The sequence below is a fragment of the Aequorivita lipolytica genome, from assembly GCF_007997135.1.
In the GTDB taxonomy this organism is placed as follows: Bacteria; Bacteroidota; Bacteroidia; order Flavobacteriales; family Flavobacteriaceae; genus Aequorivita; species Aequorivita lipolytica.
Genome location: NZ_VORU01000007.1, coordinates 143,016 through 162,318, shown reverse-complemented (window position 1 = coordinate 162,318; position 19,303 = coordinate 143,016). Strand labels below are relative to the sequence as shown.

The 19,303-nt window shown below is 40.6% G+C and carries 12 protein-coding genes and 2 tRNA genes; 1 reads left to right on the top strand and 13 read right to left on the bottom strand.

Translation table 11 applies throughout. From position 1 onward, the window contains the following. Positions 1 to 3,872: DUF7507 domain-containing protein (locus ESV24_RS09905; RefSeq protein WP_146951073.1), on the bottom strand; the 3,872-nt coding region annotated here is incomplete at its 3' end. Between the two features lie 483 nt (positions 3,873 to 4,355). On the opposite strand from ESV24_RS09905, the gene ESV24_RS09900 reads away from it, so the two are divergent. Beyond that, a complete protein-coding gene (locus ESV24_RS09900; RefSeq protein WP_111816307.1) occupies positions 4,356 to 5,957 on the top strand; it encodes a peptide chain release factor 3 in 1,602 nt (533 codons plus the stop codon). Positions 5,958 to 6,078: 121 nt separating this feature from the next. On the opposite strand, the gene ESV24_RS09895 is transcribed toward ESV24_RS09900, so the two are convergent. The 12 genes from ESV24_RS09895 to ESV24_RS09840 form a co-directional block, all read right to left on the bottom strand. Next, the gene (locus ESV24_RS09895) at positions 6,079 to 6,399 is read right to left on the bottom strand and encodes a DUF3467 domain-containing protein (RefSeq protein WP_068761376.1); all 321 of its coding nucleotides are present in this window, start codon (positions 6,397 to 6,399) and stop codon (positions 6,079 to 6,081) included. A 63-nt stretch (positions 6,400 to 6,462) separates the two neighbouring features. Continuing rightward, positions 6,463 to 10,761: a DNA-directed RNA polymerase subunit beta' gene (gene rpoC, locus ESV24_RS09890; protein WP_200829531.1), complete on the bottom strand. Its 4,299-nt coding sequence runs from the start codon at positions 10,759 to 10,761 to the stop codon at positions 6,463 to 6,465. A 93-nt stretch (positions 10,762 to 10,854) separates the two neighbouring features. Further along, the gene (gene rpoB, locus ESV24_RS09885; RefSeq protein WP_111816309.1) at positions 10,855 to 14,667 is read right to left on the bottom strand and encodes a DNA-directed RNA polymerase subunit beta; all 3,813 of its coding nucleotides are present in this window, start codon (positions 14,665 to 14,667) and stop codon (positions 10,855 to 10,857) included. 134 nt (positions 14,668 to 14,801) lie between these two features. Continuing rightward, positions 14,802 to 15,176 carry a 50S ribosomal protein L7/L12 gene (gene rplL, locus ESV24_RS09880; protein WP_111816310.1) on the bottom strand — a complete coding sequence of 125 codons (375 nt, stop codon included), beginning with the start codon at positions 15,174 to 15,176 and terminating at the stop codon, positions 14,802 to 14,804. A gap of 58 nt (positions 15,177 to 15,234) precedes the next feature. Further along, the gene (rplJ, locus tag ESV24_RS09875) at positions 15,235 to 15,756 is read right to left on the bottom strand and encodes a 50S ribosomal protein L10 (RefSeq protein ID WP_111816311.1); all 522 of its coding nucleotides are present in this window, start codon (positions 15,754 to 15,756) and stop codon (positions 15,235 to 15,237) included. 12 nt (positions 15,757 to 15,768) lie between these two features. Then, complete coding sequence (rplA, locus tag ESV24_RS09870) at positions 15,769 to 16,464, bottom strand: 50S ribosomal protein L1 (protein WP_111816312.1); 696 nt, start codon at positions 16,462 to 16,464, stop codon at positions 15,769 to 15,771. Positions 16,465 to 16,484: 20 nt separating this feature from the next. Then, positions 16,485 to 16,922, bottom strand: a complete 438-nt coding sequence (gene rplK, locus ESV24_RS09865; protein ID WP_111816313.1) for a 50S ribosomal protein L11 — start codon at positions 16,920 to 16,922, stop codon at positions 16,485 to 16,487. 64 nt (positions 16,923 to 16,986) lie between these two features. After that, positions 16,987 to 17,541, bottom strand: a complete 555-nt coding sequence (gene nusG, locus ESV24_RS09860) for a transcription termination/antitermination protein NusG (protein WP_111816314.1) — start codon at positions 17,539 to 17,541, stop codon at positions 16,987 to 16,989. 3 nt (positions 17,542 to 17,544) lie between these two features. Next, positions 17,545 to 17,733 (bottom strand): preprotein translocase subunit SecE, encoded by a 189-nt coding sequence (secE, locus tag ESV24_RS09855; RefSeq protein WP_111816315.1) that lies wholly within the window; start codon positions 17,731 to 17,733, stop codon positions 17,545 to 17,547. Positions 17,734 to 17,787: 54 nt separating this feature from the next. After that, a tRNA-Trp gene (locus ESV24_RS09850) sits at positions 17,788 to 17,860 on the bottom strand. 102 nt (positions 17,861 to 17,962) lie between these two features. After that, positions 17,963 to 19,150, bottom strand: coding sequence for an elongation factor Tu (gene tuf / locus ESV24_RS09845; protein ID WP_111816316.1), 1,188 nt, complete (start codon positions 19,148 to 19,150; stop codon positions 17,963 to 17,965). A gap of 55 nt (positions 19,151 to 19,205) precedes the next feature. After that, positions 19,206 to 19,277 (bottom strand) — tRNA-Thr (locus tag ESV24_RS09840). Positions 19,278 to 19,303: the final 26 nt, after the last annotated feature.

The following is a 19,303-nucleotide window of genomic DNA, read 5'->3' as shown; positions in this document are numbered from 1 at the left end:
GCATCGTCATTGGCAATATCGGTTCCTGATTGATCTTCTACATCATCTCCTGTTGGAGGTGTTCCTACTGCAGTTGCTTGGTTGGTCACGCTGCCTGTGTCTATATCATCCTGTGTGATGGTATAGGTTCCCGTGTAAACCCAAATCTCGGTTACATCAAGCTCGCCGTCACCGTCGGTGTCTCCCGTCGGGCCACTGATCGTTAAAATCAAGGGATCGGTTACGGTTATGTTAGACAGGCTCAAGTTCCCCTCATTAGTTACCGTGAAGGTATAACTGATTGTTTCATCAACATCTGTACAGCCGTTTTGGTTTTCGTCATTGAGAATACCTGTTTTTACTATTGCGATGTCTGGATTTTGGCACAAAATTATTACCGTAGGGTCATCTTCCAAAACGCTGTTATCATCTGAAAGGTCCGTAACTACGGTAGCATCGGGAGCAATACCGATTGCAATGGCCTGGTTGGTAACCTGTCCAGTATCAATATCCGCCTGTGTAATATTATAGGTTCCTGTATATAGCCAAATTTCAGTAACATCCAGTTCGCCGTCGCCGTCGGTATCGCCAGTTGGACCCGTTATTGTTGCGATCAATGGATCGGAAACCGTGACATTGTTCAAGCTTACGCTTCCCTCATTGGTAACCGTAAATGTGTAATCTATAGTTTCACCAGCATCGGTACAACCGTTTTGGTTTTCGTCATTAAGAATACCTGACTTAACAATGGCAATACAATTTTGAGAAATTGTAACCAGAATAGATGTAGTACATCCATTTGCATCCAAAACTTCTATGGTGTAAGTACCCGGTGCTAAATTATCAAATTTTCCGGAAGCCTGTGTCGTACCGCCATCGAGGCTATATAAATAAGGAGCTGTGCCACCGGAAGCCTGAACCGTAACACTTCCGGTACCTGTACATAATGGGTTGGTTTGGGAAAGAATCTCAATATTTAAAGGGAAAGGTTGGGTTACAACAGCACTGGCTTTTGCAAAACATCCTGTGCCAGCATCAACAATTTGCAACAAATATTCCCCGGCAACAAGGCCTGTTATGGTTTGGGTGGTTTGGCTCACGGGACTCCAAATGTAGGAAAACGGACCTACCCCCCCAGTTACATGTGCAGTTGCTGTTCCGTCGCTGCCTCCGAAACAAGATACAGGAGTTGTAGTGATACTAGCTATTATATCATGGCAATCGCCTGGACTTACCGTGACTGTAGCTGTAGCGGTACAGCCATTGGCATCTGTGACGACCACTGTATAAGTACCATCACTTAATCCTGTTATTGTTTGCGTTGTCTCTCCTCCAGGACTCCATAAATATGTATAGGGAGACGTGCCACCACTTGGATGTGCAGTAGCCGTTCCATCATTGGTGTTTGGACCAATTTCATCAGTAGCGGTCGCGGTTACGGTTAAAGGAGTGGAAGGTTCGGTAATTGTAATTTCTTGGGTAACCGCTGGGCAAACTGATCCATCAATTGTTACGATAACGGTATATGTTCCCGCTGTAAGCCCATTTACTGTACTCGAAACAACCCCACTATCTACCTGCGGTGGCATTGTATTCCAACTAAATGTGAAGGTAGAGCCAGGGTTTGAAACAGAACTAGCACCTACGGTGGCACTTCCTGTGGCATCATTAGTACACAATACATTGGTAACATGGTCTATGGCTATAATGGCATCACAAGTAACTATACATTCTATAATTACATCTTCCTCAGAAATACACCCGTTGGTATCAGTAACAAATACGTGATGAGTTCCTACGGATAAGTTTGTAGCCGTCGCGGTTGTTTGATTATTGGCGCTAGCACTCCATTGATATGAATAAGGAGGTGTTCCCCCACTTGGAGATGCAGTGGCCTCTCCATTATTACATCCTTGAGAAGTTGTTGCGTCTATTTTTGAAATAGTAATAGTGATCGGTTGGGTTATCGTAACCAAGAAACTTTTCTCGTCCGAACAGTTGGGCGTGGTGCCCGTTTCAGCATATACATAGATGGTCTGCGTGGAGGCGATCGAACTGCCAACAGGCAACTGCATGCCTGTTCCGCCTGGGCCGGTGTAGTATTTTCCGATATTAAGTGCGGGAAGCGTATAGCTGTCGCAAGCAATAACATCTGCCGGATCGTCAACCACTGGTGTTTGAATAATTTTTAATGTTACCTTCGTGCGAACAGGAGATTTACAGCCGCTATTATTCACAACAGCTTCAGCATAATAATCTATTGTTCCAATTGTATTTAATGTAGGTGTTGATACAGGAGATCCTCCCACCGGCTGGGTATACCAAACAACAGTCTGGCCGGCAACTACCGTCGCGGTGGCTGTCAATGTTTGTATTGGGTCTAAAGCACATTCGGTCTGGTTGCCACCGCTTACGGGTGGGTTTACGGCCGCAGGCTGTGCTATTGTAATACTTTTTTGGGCTGTACAACTATTATTATCAGTTATAGTAACATTATAAGTTCCGGCAGTAAGACCTGATTGATCTTGAGCTGTTATATTTAATCCGCTTCCGTTGTTGGTAGTCCAAGCATAGGAATATGGCGTAGAACCTCCAGTAACACTTAAATCAATAGAGCCATCTGCCAACCCAAAGCAAGAAACGTTTACTTTGGTAAATGTTGAAGCAAGATCTGTAAGATTTAAAGTAAGTTTTCTCGCTGGAGAGGTACATCCCAAAGCTGGATTAAAATAAAATGCATACCAAACCCCTGGAGGTGTTACAGTTGGATTAAGAGGCAAATGGTCTGCTACAACAGTTGGATCAGGATTAGTTGTCCACTTTAATTGTGCACCCGGAGGAGTTGATGAAGTAACAAATGTATTAAGTTGCACAGGAGTTGCTGAACAATAAGTTTTTGTATCCGGGGATACAATTGGTGCATTCGCATAGCCCTCAACAGATAATCTTAAACCATCTACTAAAATAACTGATCTTCCTGGGTTTCCAGTTTTGTAGAAAACTTCAACACTATTAGCACTTGGGCCAGATTTAAAAGTTATACATCTATTTTCCCAAAGAGGGTCTATTTCAGTCCAACCTCCTGGATTTTGATTTCCTCCGTTTCCGTTTGTGGCGGTAGATAACCTTGTAGGAAAATCATTAGTAGTATGTGGAATTAAATTTGCGTGGGTATAAGTTAGTGGATCACCACCGGGCAATTGAACCGCACCATTTCTAACACCAAATTTTAAATCTGGAATATATTCGATAATTGATCCTCCTTGATTATTGCTATTTACGGTATTATAACGAGGTATTACAGCAATTTCAAAACATACGGTATAAACTGTATTTGGAATAACCGCTAGTGTTTGCCGAATTGCTTCATTTTGAAATGAAAATATGGCAAAACCTCCCCCATCATAGGCAGATGGCTCAATAATTCCTGGATAGACTACATTGGCATTTGTTGTAGAATAGGATATATATTGTCCTTCTGACCAGTCTACCGTTCCGTCATCTTCCCAACAAGTATATTTTGTATCCGCTTGGTATTCACCATTTGTGCCACCTATAGCTGTGCGGAATGTACCTCCAGCAACATCGGACTTTTCAAAAGATCCGCAAGTTATTAAATTACAAACACCCACAGAATTCGGGCCTTTATTTGCATTGTCGAAAGCTTCTGCTTTTGTCTTAGAACGAAACGTTCCATTATAAGCTGCAGCCTTTTTATCCAGAGCAGCATTATATTGATCCAAATACGCTTGCGTGTACGGCAATATTACTTCGCCCTCATCTGTCGAACTTTTTACTTGAGCATATCCGTGGCTACTCAAGCAACCTATTAAAATGAGACCTATTAGAAACCTCTTATCAGAAGCAAATAATTTAGTAATTATTTTAAACATAAGTTAGAATTTTATTAATATCGATATATTTTGATAATACAATAATTGAATATTTCGCCTCAATTAATGTCCAAATATACAGCGGAATAAGTGCTAAGGAATTACTAATAAACGAGTATTAGTTGAACTGTAAAAAATAGTCGCCAAACGACATAAATCGAATAGAAAATAGGTTTTATTTGTAGGAAAAATACATACGTGTAAGTACGTACATAGGCTGTTTATAAGGTTTTTAAAAACGCATTTAGTAAGAAAAAATGCAGAGTCACTAAAGGCTAACGAGATTTTTTTGCAAATTTTAGCCAGTTTTAACACGTACGAAATATCCCATATCAAAATAAGAAAAGTTTTCTCCCAAATATTCCAACCTTCCAAAAAGAACAATGCCTTACGCTTATTTACAGCAATATCCATTTTAGATGCAGCTTAGGTTTATTACTTAAATAACAAACTTTATCTTTGCACCTTCATATACAGAAAAAAATGTCCTTACTAAAAGAAATAAAACGCAGAAGAACTTTTGGGATCATCAGCCACCCAGATGCTGGAAAAACCACGCTAACAGAAAAACTACTTCTATTTGGAGGTGCTATTCAAGAAGCTGGCGCCGTAAAAAGCAACAAAATCAAGAAAGGCGCTACCAGCGACTTTATGGAAATAGAACGCCAGCGTGGAATATCTGTAGCTACATCGGTTCTAGCATTTGAATATGAAGGCATAAAAATCAATATTCTCGATACACCCGGACACAAGGATTTTGCTGAAGATACTTTCAGAACCCTAACCGCCGTAGATAGTGTAATAGTAGTGATTGACGTTGCAAAAGGTGTCGAGGAACAAACCGAGAAGTTAGTTGAAGTTTGCCGAATGCGAAATATCCCAATGATCATTTTCATTAATAAAATGGATCGTGAAGGTAAAGATGCTTTTGAATTACTCGATGAAATTGAACAAAAACTGAATTTGCGAGTAACGCCACTTAGTTTTCCAATCGGGATGGGGTATGATTTCAAGGGAATATATAATGTGTGGGAAAAGAACGTAAACCTTTTTAGTGGCGACAGCCGAAAAAATATTGAGGAAACCATTGAAATCGAAGACGTAAGCAGTCCCGAACTGGAAAAACTGATTGGTGATAAAGCTGCCAAAACCCTACGTGATGAATTGGAACTTGTTTACGAAGTTTATCCGGATTTTGACCGTGAGGAATATTTGGAAGGAAAACTTCAGCCTGTATTTTTTGGTTCAGCTTTGAATAATTTCGGCGTGCGCGAGTTGCTGGATTGTTTTGTTGAAATAGCCCCTACTCCACGCCCAAAGGAAAGCAGCACACGGTTGGTAAAGCCGGACGAAAAGGAATTTTCAGGTTTTGTTTTTAAGATTCACGCAAATATGGATCCTAAGCACCGCGACCGTTTGGCATTTGTAAAAATCGTTTCGGGAACCTTTGAAAGGAACTCTCCGTATTTACACGTTCGAAATGGAAAGAAATTGAAATTCAGCAGTCCCAACGCTTTCTTTGCCGAAAAGAAACAAATTGTAGACGTTTCCTATCCTGGCGACATCGTCGGTCTTCACGACACAGGAAATTTCAAAATTGGCGACACGCTTACCGAAGGTGAAGAAATGCAATACAAGGGGGTTCCAAGCTTTTCTCCGGAACATTTCAAATACATCAACAACGCAGACCCGATGAAAAGCAAACAGCTCGAAAAGGGTATTGATCAATTAATGGACGAAGGTGTGGCTCAGCTTTTCACTTTAGAACTCAACGGAAGAAAAGCAATCGGTACTGTGGGGGCGCTCCAGTTTGAAGTAATTCAATACCGACTGGAACACGAATACGGTGCAAAATGTAGCTATGAAAACCTGAATGTACACAAAGCCTGTTGGGTAGAACCGAAAGACCCAAAAAGCGAGGAATTTGCTGAATTCGAAAGAGTAAAGGCAAAGTTTTTGGCGAAGGACAAACGTGGCCAATTGGTGTTCTTTGCCGATTCAGCGTTTACCCTCCAAATGACGCAGTCAAAATATCCGAATGTAAAATTGCATTTTGTGAGTGAGTTTGAAAAGGCTGAAAGATAGAAGTGGGAAGTTTGAAGTTTGAAGGCCGAAGCTAGAAGAAGGAAACTAATAAAAACTTGCATCAAAAAACAATTTATAATTAAATAAAAAATCCAGCTTTTCAGCTGGATTTTTTATTTAATTATGCTTCGCCGGTTGGGCCAAAGTTTAAGGGAATGGGCGGTTGCTCATAATCCTTTATTTCGCCATGGGCGTTTTCAAATCTTTTTACATTGTCATTCAAAGCCTTTAGAAATCTTTTGGCGTGCTGTGGCGTCAAAATAATTCTCGACTTCACTTTGCTCTTCGGGATTCCGGGCATAATAGTTACAAAATCCACAACAAATTCAGAAACAGAATGATTGATAATGGCCAAATTGCTATAAATGCCTTGTGCCACAGCTTCATCCAATTCAATGTTTATCTGTCCTTGTTTGGGTTGTTCTTTTTTTTGATCTGCCATGTTTAAAATATAATTGTGGGCACGGTAGAGACGCACGGCCGTGCGTCTCTACCGCCACACAAATTAATTAAAATTTACTTCCTGCTTTACGCGGTTCATTTCCTCAAGCTCTTCTTTAGAACCTACAATTATAGTATCATATCTACGCATACCGGTTCCGGCTGGTATTTTATGTCCTACAATTACATTTTCTTTCAAGCCTTCCAAAGTATCAACTTTACCGGCAACTGCCGCCTCGTTCAATACTTTGGTGGTTTCCTGGAAGGAAGCCGCAGAGATGAACGATTTGGTCTGTAACGACGCTCTCGTTATACCCTGAAGTACCGGAGTTGCCGTTGCTGGAACCGCATCGCGCGCTTCTGCAAGTTCTTTGTCGTTTCTTCTCAATAAAGAGTTTTCGTCCCGAAGATCACGTGAAGTAAGGATTTGTCCTTCCTTCAAGTTTTCAGAATCGCCTGCGTTTGTAACAACCTTCATTCCGAAGATTTTATCGTTATCTTCGATGAAATCGTCTTTATGAGCCAATTGATCTTCAAGGAAAGTAGTGTCTCCCGGATCTTGAATCCTAACTTTACGCATCATTTGACGAACAACAACTTCAAAGTGCTTGTCATTGATCTTCACCCCTTGCAGACGGTAAACCTCCTGAACTTCGTTCACAAGATATTGCTGTACTGCAGATGGGCCTTTAATACGAAGGATATCTTCTGGCGTAATGGAACCATCAGAAAGTGGCATACCTGCACGAACGTAATCGTTTTCTTGAACTAGAATCTGGTTACTTAATTTTACCAAGTACTTCTTCAATTCGCCCAATTTGGACTCAACGATAATTTCGCGGTTACCACGTTTAATTTTTCCGAAGGAAACTACACCGTCAATCTCGCTAACTACTGCCGGGTTTGATGGATTACGCGCTTCAAAAAGTTCGGTAACACGTGGAAGACCTCCCGTAATATCTCCAGATTTCGCAGATTTACGTGGAATTTTCACAAGTACTTTACCAATCTTTATTTTGTCGCCATCGTCCACCATTATGTGTGCTCCAACAGGTAAGTTATAGCTACGGATCACTTCGTCTTTCTTCCCTAAAATTTGAAGGGTTGGGATTCGTTTTTTATCTCTAGATTCAGAAATTACTTTTTCCTGGAAACCAGTTTGCTCATCAATCTCAACCTGATAAGTCAAACCTTGAACAATGTTTTCGTACTTAATCTTTCCAGCAAATTCTGAAATAATTACACCGTTATATGGATCCCAAGAACAAACTATATCACCAGCGTTCAGGCTATCGCCATCTTTCACAAACAGTGTCGAACCGTAAGGAATGTTATTGGTGCTAAGTGTGATTCCGGTTTTCTTGTCAACAAGTTTAAGTTCAGAAGTACGTGAAATTACGATATCTACCGTTTTTCCTTGGTTATCTTCACCTTTAACGGTTTTAAGATCTTCGATCTCAGCTTTCCCATCAAATTTAACAACCAATTTATTTTCTTCGGAAATGTTCCCTGCAATACCTCCCACGTGGAACGTACGAAGTGTAAGCTGGGTTCCCGGTTCACCAATAGATTGTGCTGCAACAACACCAACAGCTTCCCCGCGCTGAACCATTTTATTGGTAGCAAGGTTACGACCATAGCACTGTGAGCAGATTCCTTTTTTGGCCTCGCAAGTAAGTGCGGAACGAACTTCTACGCTGTCCAATGGAGAAGCTGCAATAGCATCTGCAATCTCTTCGTATATATGTTCGCCAGAGGCAACAAGCAATTCTTTGGTCAATGGATTAACAACATCGTTAAGCGCAGTACGCCCAACAATTCTATCGCGAAGTGTTTCCACAATCTCTTCGTTTTTCTTTAAAGCCGAAACTTCAATTCCACGAAGTGTGTAGCAATCTTCAATATTGATAATAACATCCTGCGAAACATCCACCAAACGACGTGTCAAGTATCCAGCATCCGCCGTTTTAAGAGCGGTATCCGCAAGACCTTTACGTGCACCGTGAGTAGAGATAAAATACTCAAGAATTGAAAGACCTTCCTTAAAGTTGGAAAGAATTGGGTTCTCGATAATTTCACCGCCACCGGAGTTTGATTTTTTAGGTTTCGCCATCAATCCACGCATACCTGTAAGCTGACGGATTTGTTCCTTAGAACCCCTCGCACCAGAATCAAGCATCATATACACAGAGTTGAAACCTTGCTGATCTTCGCGAATACGCTTCATAGAAAGTTCGGTAAGTTCAGCGTTAGTTGCAGTCCAAATATCAATTACTTGGTTGTAACGTTCGTTGTTGGTAATAAGACCCATGTTGTAGCTATTGATAATACCATCCACTTGCGTGTTGGCATTGTCAATCATACTTTGTTTTTCAGCAGGGATAATAATATCACCAAGACTGAAAGACAATCCGCCTTCAAAAGAGTATTTATATCCAAGGGTTTTTATTTCATCAAGGAAAGCTGCAGTAACTGGAACTGAAGTTACTTTCAAAATTCCACCAATAATATCACGAAGTGATTTTTTGGTCAATACTTCGTTGATGTATCCAGCAGCTTCAGGAACTTTCTCGTTAAAGATTACCCTTCCTAAAGTAGTGGTGATGATTTGTTTTACTAATTCACGTTTCTCATTAAAGTCTGTAGTACGTATTCTTATTTCAGCATTCAAATCTACCATCCCCTCATTGTAGGCGATAATAGCTTCTTCAGCAGAATAAAAAGTTAGTCCTTCACCTTTCACTTTTACTTCATCAGTAGATTTTCTAAGTTTGGTCATATAGTAAAGACCCAAAACCATATCCTGAGAAGGAACCGCAACCGGCGAACCGTTTGCAGGGTTCAAAATGTTATGTGAAGCAAGCATCAAAAGCTGGCATTCCAAAATTGCCTCTGGCCCAAGTGGAAGGTGAACCGCCATCTGGTCACCATCGAAATCCGCATTAAATGCGGTACATACCAATGGGTGTAACTGGATCGCTTTTCCTTCAATCAATTTTGGCTGGAAAGCTTGAATACCAAGTCTGTGCAAAGTTGGGGCCCGGTTAAGCATAACTGGGTGACCTTTCAATACATTTTCAAGAATATCCCAAACTACAGGCTCTTTTTTATCTATAATTTTCTTTGCAGATTTTACAGTTTTTACAATACCTCTTTCAATCAATTTACGGATTACGAAAGGTTTGTAAAGTTCGGCAGCCATATCTTTTGGAATACCGCATTCGAACAATTTCAATTCCGGTCCAACAACGATCACCGAACGAGCCGAATAATCCACACGCTTACCAAGCAAGTTTTGACGGAAACGACCTTGTTTACCTTTTAATGAATCTGAAAGGGATTTCAACGGACGGTTGCTATCAGTTTTTACTGCGGAAGATTTACGTGTGTTATCAAACAATGAATCTACTGATTCCTGAAGCATACGTTTTTCGTTACGAAGAATAACTTCTGGAGCTTTAATCTCCATCAATCGCTTCAAACGGTTATTACGTATAATTACACGACGGTATAAATCGTTCAAATCTGAAGTTGCGAAACGGCCACCATCAAGCGGCACCAATGGACGTAATTCTGGTGGAATAACCGGAACTACTTTCATAATCATCCACTCGGCTTTGTTCTCGCGGTTTTTGTTTGAATCACGAAGTGCTTCCACAACTTGAAGACGTTTCAAGGCTTCTGTTTTACGTTGCTTTGAAGTTTCGTTGTTTGCTTTATGACGAAGGTTGTATGAAAGGGTGTCCAAATTGATTCTTTGTAAAAGATCAATTAAACACTCTGCACCCATCTTCGCGATGAATTTGTTTGGATCGCTTTCATCCAAATATTGGTTTTCCTGTGGAATTGAATCAAGAATTGCAAGATATTCCTCTTCAGTAAGGAAGTCCATTTTCTTAACGTTTTCACCACCTTCGTACTTTGCAATACCTGGCTGAATTACTACATAACGCTCGTAGTAAATTATCATATCCAATTTCTTGGAAGGCAACCCCAAAAGGTAACCAATCTTGTTTGGAAGACTACGGAAGTACCAAATGTGTGCCACAGGAACTACCAAATTGATATGCCCCACACGGTCACGACGTACTTTTTTCTCCGTTACTTCCACACCACAACGGTCACAAACAATACCTTTGTAGCGGATTCTTTTATATTTACCACAGGCACATTCGTAATCCTTTACCGGACCAAAAATGCGCTCACAGAAAAGACCGTCACGCTCTGGTTTGTGCGTACGGTAGTTTATTGTTTCGGGTTTTAAAACTTCACCACGTGATTCCGCCAAAATGGATTCAGGGGAAGCCAAACCAATAGAAATCTTGTCAAATTTCTGTACTGTGTTTTCTTTATTTCTGTTCATCATGTTGAAAAAAAATTAATTTTTTTTTGGGGTACGCAATGTACCCATTGTAGGCGCGCGATTAATCGCGCGCCTACCGGCACCGCCTTTCGGCTATTCTTCTAATCTAATGTCAAGACCCAATCCTTTCAATTCGTGCATAAGTACGTTGAAAGATTCCGGTAATCCTGGTTCTGGCATGGTTTCACCTTTTACGATTGCTTCGTAGGTTTTGGCCCTTCCAATAACATCATCAGATTTAACAGTCAATATTTCTCTAAGTGTGCTGGATGCACCGTATGCTTCCAAGGCCCAAACTTCCATCTCTCCAAAACGCTGACCACCAAATTGTGCTTTACCACCAAGAGGTTGTTGCGTAATAAGTGAGTACGGCCCGATGGAACGTGCGTGCATCTTATCATCTACCATGTGGCCCAGTTTCAGCATATAGATTATACCTACAGTTGCAGGTTGATCAAAACGCTTTCCGGTTCCACCATCAAATAGATAAGTATGTCCAAATCTTGGAATTCCAGCTTCATCAGTCAATTCATTGATCTGGTCTATGGTTGCACCGTCAAAAATTGGGGTTGCATATTTGCGACCTAATTTCTGTCCAGCCCATCCAAGAACCGTTTCATAAATCTGCCCAATGTTCATACGCGATGGCACCCCAAGTGGGTTCAACACGATGTCTACAGGAGTTCCGTCTTCTAGGAAAGGCATATCTTCCTCACGTACAATACGTGCAACAATACCTTTGTTTCCGTGACGTCCAGCCATCTTGTCTCCTACTTTCAGTTTACGCTTCTTAGCGATGTAAACTTTGGCAAGTTTCAAAATTCCGGAAGGAAGTTCATCTCCAACAGAGATTGTAAACTTCTCACGACGCAAGTTACCTTGAAGGTCGTTTTCCTTAATTTTATAGTTGTGCATTAGATCTGCTACCAAAACGTTGGTTTCATCATCAGTTGTCCAAACACCTCCAGTTAAGTGGGTGTAGTCGTCAACTGCGTGAAGCATTTTTAATGTGAACTTTTTACCTTTTGGGAATACTATTTCACCAAGGTCATTATTTACACCTTGAGCAGTTTTTCCACCTACAATGGTGAAAAGTTTTTCAACAAGAACGTCTTGAAGGTCTACAAATTTTGCTTCATATTTTGCCTCAAGTTCTGCTATGTCTTCTTTGTCTTTCGCACGCTTGCGCTTATCCTTTACGGCACGGGCAAACAATTTCTTGTCTATTACCACACCGTTCAAGGATGGCGAAGCTTTAAGCGAAGCATCCTTCACATCACCTGCTTTGTCACCAAAAATGGCGCGAAGCAGTTTTTCTTCTGGCGTTGGATCGCTTTCTCCTTTTGGAGTAATTTTCCCGATAAGGATATCGCCAGGTTTTACCTCGGCGCCTATTCTAATCATTCCATGTTCATCCAAATCTTTTGTAGCTTCTTCCGAAACGTTTGGAATATCATTGGTCAATTCTTCGTTACCCAATTTGGTATCTCGAACTTCCAAAGAATATTCGTCTATGTGGATAGAAGTGAAAATATCTTCGCGAACTACTTTTTCAGAAATAACGATTGCATCCTCAAAATTGTAACCTTTCCAAGGCATGAAGGCAACCTTCATGTTTCGTCCAAGAGCAAGTTCTCCTTTTTCGGTAGCATAACCCTGACATAGTACCTGTCCTTTTTTCACTCTGTCACCTTTGCGAACAATAGGCTTCAAGTTAATAGAAGTACTTTGGTTTGTCTTTCTGAATTTTACCAGTTGATATGTTTTATCATCAGAATCAAAACTAACCATACGTTGATCTTCAGTACGGTCGTATTTAATAGTGATTTCGTTTGCATCAACGTATTCAACCACACCATCACCTTCAGCATTAATCAATACACGGCTATCTGAAGCAACTTGTCTTTCAAGACCTGTTCCTACAATTGGTGAATCTGCAATTAATAAAGGTACGGCCTGGCGCATCATGTTTGAGCCCATCAGTGCACGGTTAGCATCATCGTGCTCCAAGAAAGGAATTAACGATGCCGAGATAGATGCAATCTGGTTTGGCGCAACGTCAGCGTAATTTACAACAGTTGGTTCTACAAGCGGGAAGTCACCTTCCATACGTGCAATTACCTTGTCGGTTTCAATCACACCTTTATCAGAAAGTGGAATGTTTGCTTGCGCAATGTGCATTTCTTCTTCTTCCTCAGCAGAAAGATAAACTGGCTCATGTTTAAAATCGATTTTTCCGTCAGTAACTTTACGGTACGGGGTCTCGATGAAACCAAGATTATTCACTTTTGCATATACTGCGAGTGAAGAAATAAGACCAATGTTCGGTCCCTCTGGTGTTTCAATCGGACAAAGACGGCCGTAGTGTGTATAGTGAACATCACGAACCTCAAATCCTGCTCTTTCACGGGAAAGACCTCCTGGCCCAAGTGCAGATAGACGACGCTTGTGCGTAATCTCTGCAAGTGGATTGGTCTGGTCCATAAACTGTGAAAGCTGATTGGTACCAAAGAATGAATTGATTACTGAAGAAAGTGTTTTCGCATTAATCAAATCTATAGGTGTAAACACTTCGTTGTCACGAACATTCATACGCTCGCGGATGGTGCGCGCCATACGGGCAAGACCAACACCAAACTGTTGTGACAATTGCTCACCCACAGTACGTACACGACGGTTGCTAAGGTGATCAATATCATCAATCTCAGCTTTAGAATTGATAAGCTCGATCAAATATTTAACGATGGTAATGATATCTTCCTTCGTAAGCACTTGCTTATCCATGGCGATATCAAGACCAAGTTTTTTGTTCATTCTGTAACGGCCCACTTCACCAAGATTATATCTTTGGTCGCTGAAGAAAAGCTTGTTGATGATACCACGAGCGGTTTCTTCATCAGGCGGTTCAGCGTTACGGAGTTGTCTATATATATGTTCTACCGCTTCTTTTTCTGAATTGGTAGGATCTTTTTGCAAAGTGTTGTGGATAATGGCGTAGTCTGCCAACAGGTTATCCTCTTTATGCAATAAGATAGTTTTTGAACCGGAATCAATTACTTCATCGATGTGTTCCTTTTCAAGAACTGTATCACGGTCTAAAATAATCTCGTTACGCTCTATGGAAACAACCTCGCCAGTATCTTCATCTACGAAATCCTCGTGCCAAGTTTTTAGCACACGTGCGGCAAGTTTACGGCCAATATATTTTTTAAGTCCTGTTTTTGAAGCTTTCACTTCTTCCGCAAGGTCAAATATTTCAAGAATATCCTTATCCCTTTCAAAACCAATGGCACGGAAAAGTGTAGTTACGGGTAACTTTTTCTTACGGTCAATGTATGCATACATTACGCTGTTTATGTCTGTGGCAAACTCAATCCATGAACCTTTAAAAGGAATAACACGGGCAGAGTAAAGTTTAGTTCCATTTGCGTGGAACGACTGGCCAAAGAAAACACCTGGTGAGCGGTGAAGCTGCGAAACAACTACACGCTCGGCCCCGTTAATGCAGAAAGTTCCGCTTGGGGTCATGTAAGGGATTGTACCTAGATAAACGTCCTGCACGATGGTTTCAAAATCTTCGTGTTCTGCGTCTGTACAGTACAGTTTCAATCGCGCTTTTAGAGGCACGCTATAAGTTAGACCGCGCTCAATACATTCCTGGATGGAATATCTTGGCGGATCTACGAAATAGTCTAAAAACTCTAAAACGAATTGGTTTCTGGTATCGGTAATCGGGAAATTTTCCAAAAAGGTTTTGTATAATCCTTCTTGGCCTCTTTCTTCTGATTTGGTTTCCAACTGGAAAAAATCCTGAAAGGATTTAATCTGAATGTCCAAAAAGTCGGGGTAAGCCGGCTTATTTTTTACAGAGGAAAAATTCAATCTTTCAGTTTGCGTTGCTGACATCTATGGACGGAATTTTAATTAAAATAATAATGAAAATCGTATAAAAAAGGTGTTAACCATTATATACGCAAAATGGTTTAGGTCTTTCCGTCGAAACGGAAGACCTAAACCTAAAGGTTTGGAACGTAAGGAGCTTACTTAAGCTCAACCTCAGCTCCAGCTTCTTCTAGTTGTGCTTTTAAAGCCTCAGCTTCATCTTTAGATACACCTTCTTTTATTGGAGAAGGAGCATTATCAACCATTTCTTTTGCTTCTTTAAGACCAGCACCAGTTAATTCCTTAACTAGTTTTACAACTGCAAGTTTAGATGCACCAGCAGCCTTCAACATTACTGTGAATTCTGATTGCTCTTCAACTTCTTCTGCACCAGCACCGCCACCAGCAGCAACAGCTACAGCTGCAGCAGCAGGCTCAATACCGTACTCGTCTTTTAATATTGTAGCTAACTCATTAACTTCTTTTACTGTTAGGTTAACCAATTTTTCTGCGAAATCTTTCAAATCTGCCATTTCTATCGTTTTTTAAAAATAATTGTGTTTATATAAATTAATTAGTGCAATGTTTATTTTATCCTTCTCTTTCGGATAAGGTTTTAACAAGTCCCGCGATTGTGTTACCACCACTCTTAAGAGCCGAGATAACGTTTTTAGCAGGTGATTGTAACAACCCGATAATTTCTCCAACAAGTTCGTCTTTAGATTTAAGGTCAACCAAGTTATCCAATTGATCGTCGCCAACGTAAATTGACTCTTGGATATAGGCTCCTTTCAAAAGAGGCTTATCAGATTTTTTTCTGAATTCTTTAATTACTTTGGCAGGTGCGTTACCTGTTTCAGAGAACATTAAGGAAGTGTTTCCTTTGAGTATTCCTGTTAATTCGCCAAAGTCTTTATCTGAACTCTCCATTGCTTTTTTAAGCAATGTGTTCTTAACAACTGCCAACTGAATTCCTGCTTTGAAACAAGCACGGCGAAGGTTGGTAGTGGTCCCTGCATTAAGGCCTGAAATGTCTGCCAAATAGATATTAGCATTATCAGACAACTGTGCAGTCAACGTTTCAATTACTTGTGATTTTTCTTCTCTTGTCATAATTTCCAGTTTTTACTGCTCAGTAAACCTTTTAGTGTCAATTTGAACACCAGGGCTCATTGTACTAGACATAAAGATGCTCTTAATGTAAATACCTTTTGCCGCCTGAGGCTTAAGTTTAACGAGGGTTGTTAATAATTCTCTTGCGTTTCCTGCAATTTTTTCGGCATCAAAAGATGCTTTCCCAATTGCTGCGTGTACAATACCGGTCTTATCAACTTTAAAGTCGATTTTACCAGCTTTTACATCTGAAACTGCTTTAGCAACGTCCATTGTTACTGTACCGGTTTTTGGGTTTGGCATAAGGCCACGAGGACCTAATATGCGTCCTAATGGACCTAATTTACCCATAACACTTGGCATAGTTACAATTACGTCAACATCTGTCCAACCCCCTTTAATTTTGTCGAGGTACTCATCAAGACCTACGTAGTCTGCTCCTGCCTCCTTAGCTTCGGCCTCCTTATCTGGAGTTACCAATGCCAATACTTTTACGTCTTTACCCGTTCCGTGTGGAAGGGTTACAACACCTCTAACCATTTGGTTCGCTTTACGTGGATCCACGTTAAGACGAATTGCAAGGTCAACGGAAGCATCAAACTTTACGCTGGTGATTTCTTTTATTAAAGCAGAAGCTTCAGCTACGGTATAGGTTCTATCCTCTACCTTAAGTTTAGCTTCCTTTTGCTTTTTAGTTAATTGTGCCATTTTATAGATTCTTTTTTAGATTAAAAAGGTGCATCACCTTTTAATTTAACTCCCATAGAACGTGCAGTACCAGCTACCATTTTCATAGCAGACTCAATGGTAAATGCGTTAAGATCGGGCATTTTATCTTCCGCGATTACCTTAACTTGATCCCAAGAGATTGTGGCTATTTTTTTTGCATGTGGTTCACCGGAGCCTTTTTTTACTTTCGCAGCTTCTAGTATTTGTACTGCAGCGGGTGGGGTTTTAATAACAAAATCGAAAGATTTGTCTTTAAAAACCGTGATCGCTACTGGCAATACTTTTCCTTGCTTATCTTGGGTTCTAGCATTAAACTGCTTACAGAACTCCATGATGTTTACACCGGCAGCACCAAGAGCAGGACCAACTGGTGGTGATGGATTAGCAGCACCTCCACGAACTTGCAACTTAACTACTTTACTGATTTCTTTTGCCATTTCTAATTTTTAATGTGGTATTTCAAAAGTGGAAGCCTCTGAAAAAACCTATTAAGCGTAACAATTAAACTTTTTCTACTTGCATATAGCTTAATTCCAAAGGTGTTTTTCTTCCGAAAATTTTCACCATTACCTCAAGCTTGCGTTTTTCTTCATTTATCTTTTCTACAGTACCGTTGAATCCATTGAACGGTCCGTCTATTACTTTTACAGTTTCACCGGTAATGAAAGGGATGTTTACATTATCGTCTTTCACAGAAAGCTCATCCACCTTTCCTAACATTCTGTTTACTTCAGATTGTCTAAGTGGTACTGGATCCCCTCCCTTAACTTCACCTAAAAAGCCGATTACTCCGTTTATCGATTTTATAATGTGTGGAATTTCACCACCTAAATTTGCTTGTATCATAATGTAGCCGGGAAAGTAAACGCGTTCTTTGTTCACTTTTTTACCGTTACGAATCTGTATTACTTTTTCAGTGGGTACTAACACCTGATCTACATAGTCTTCAAGGCCTAATCGTTTAATATCACTTTCGATATACGATTTGATCTTGTTTTCCTGTCCACTTACTGAACGGACTACATACCACTTTTTTGTACTTGTTGTTTCGGTCATTGTTTACGACTTGATCCAATCAAAATATAATCCTACTACTTTGCTAAAAACGGTATCTACACCCCAAACCGCTAAGGCCAATAAAACAGAAAAGACTGCTACTATAACAGTTAATCTCTGTGCTTCTGCCCACGTAGGCCAAGTAACGTGGTTTTTAAGTTCTTTGTACGATTCTGAAATATAGTTTGCCATTTTTGTCGCAGTTTAAAATTTTCTGGATATACACCCAAAGGTTTGTGTCTTTAGCACGGGTTGAGAGACTCGAACTCACGACACCTGGTTTTGGAGACCAGTGCTCTACCAACTGAGCTAAACCCGTTTATGAGGAATAGCACCCTTAAGGCGATACGCTAAACCCGCTATAAAAGCCAAGGTATCCCGAAGTTAATTCGGGACACCCAGCGCTTTAATTATATGATAATTAGTCTAAAATTTCAGTTACCTGACCCGCACCAACAGTACGTCCACCTTCACGGATCGCGAAACGAAGACCTACGTTCATTGCAATAGCTTGAAGCAATTCAACGTGAATAGTTAAGTTATCACCAGGCATAACCATCTCTACACCATCAGGAAGCATAATAGTTCCTGTTACATCAGTTGTACGTACGTAAAACTGTGGACGGTAGTTATTGTGGAATGGAGTGTGACGTCCACCTTCTTCTTTTTTAAGGATGTAAACCTCAGCTTTAAATTTAGCGTGTGGCGTTACCGATCCTTTTTTACAGATAACCATACCACGACTGATATCGTTCTTTTCAATACCTCTCAAAAGGATACCTACGTTATCTCCAGCTTCACCTCTATCAAGAATTTTACGGAACATCTCTACTCCAGTAACGGTAGAAGTTAGTTTTTCAGCACCCATACCAATAATGTCAACAACATCACCTGTATTAGCTACACCTGTCTCGATACGCCCTGTTGCAACAGTTCCACGACCAGTAATAGAAAACACATCTTCAATAGGCATTAGGAAAGGCTTGTCAACATCACGTGTTGGAAGTTCAATCCAAGTATCAACAGCTTCCATCAATTGCATTACTGTATCAACCCATTTTTGCTCACCGTTAAGTGCGCCAAGTGCAGAACCAGCGATTACCGGTCCGTTATCACCATCATACTCGTAGAAGTTAAGAAGGTCACGGATTTCCATTTCAACTAGTTCAAGCAACTCCTCATCATCAACCATATCCACTTTATTCATGAATACAACCATACGTGGAATACCTACCTGGCGACCAAGAAGGATGTGCTCACGAGTTTGTGGCATAGGTCCGTCTGTAGCAGCAACAACTAGAATAGCACCGTCCATTTGGGCAGCACCAGTAACCATGTTCTTCACATAATCCGCGTGACCAGGACAGTCAACGTGCGCGTAGTGACGGTTAGCTGTTTGGTACTCAACGTGTGAAGAGTTAATTGTTATACCTCTTTCTTTTTCTTCTGGAGCGTTATCAATTTGATCAAATGATCTGGCTTCTGAAAAACCAGCATCAGCCATCACTTTGGTAATAGCTGCGGTTAAAGTTGTTTTACCGTGATCTACGTGTCCAATTGTACCTACATTTAAGTGTGGTTTTGACCGATCGAATGTTTCTTTTGCCATTTTGTATTAATTTTAATCTTAGTTATATATTAGTGTTACTTGCATTCTAATTTTGAGCCAATGATGGGAATTGAACCCATGACCTCTTCCTTACCAAGGAAACGCTCTACCCCTGAGCTACACCGGCGTAAAGTATTTAATTTTTTCCCTTTT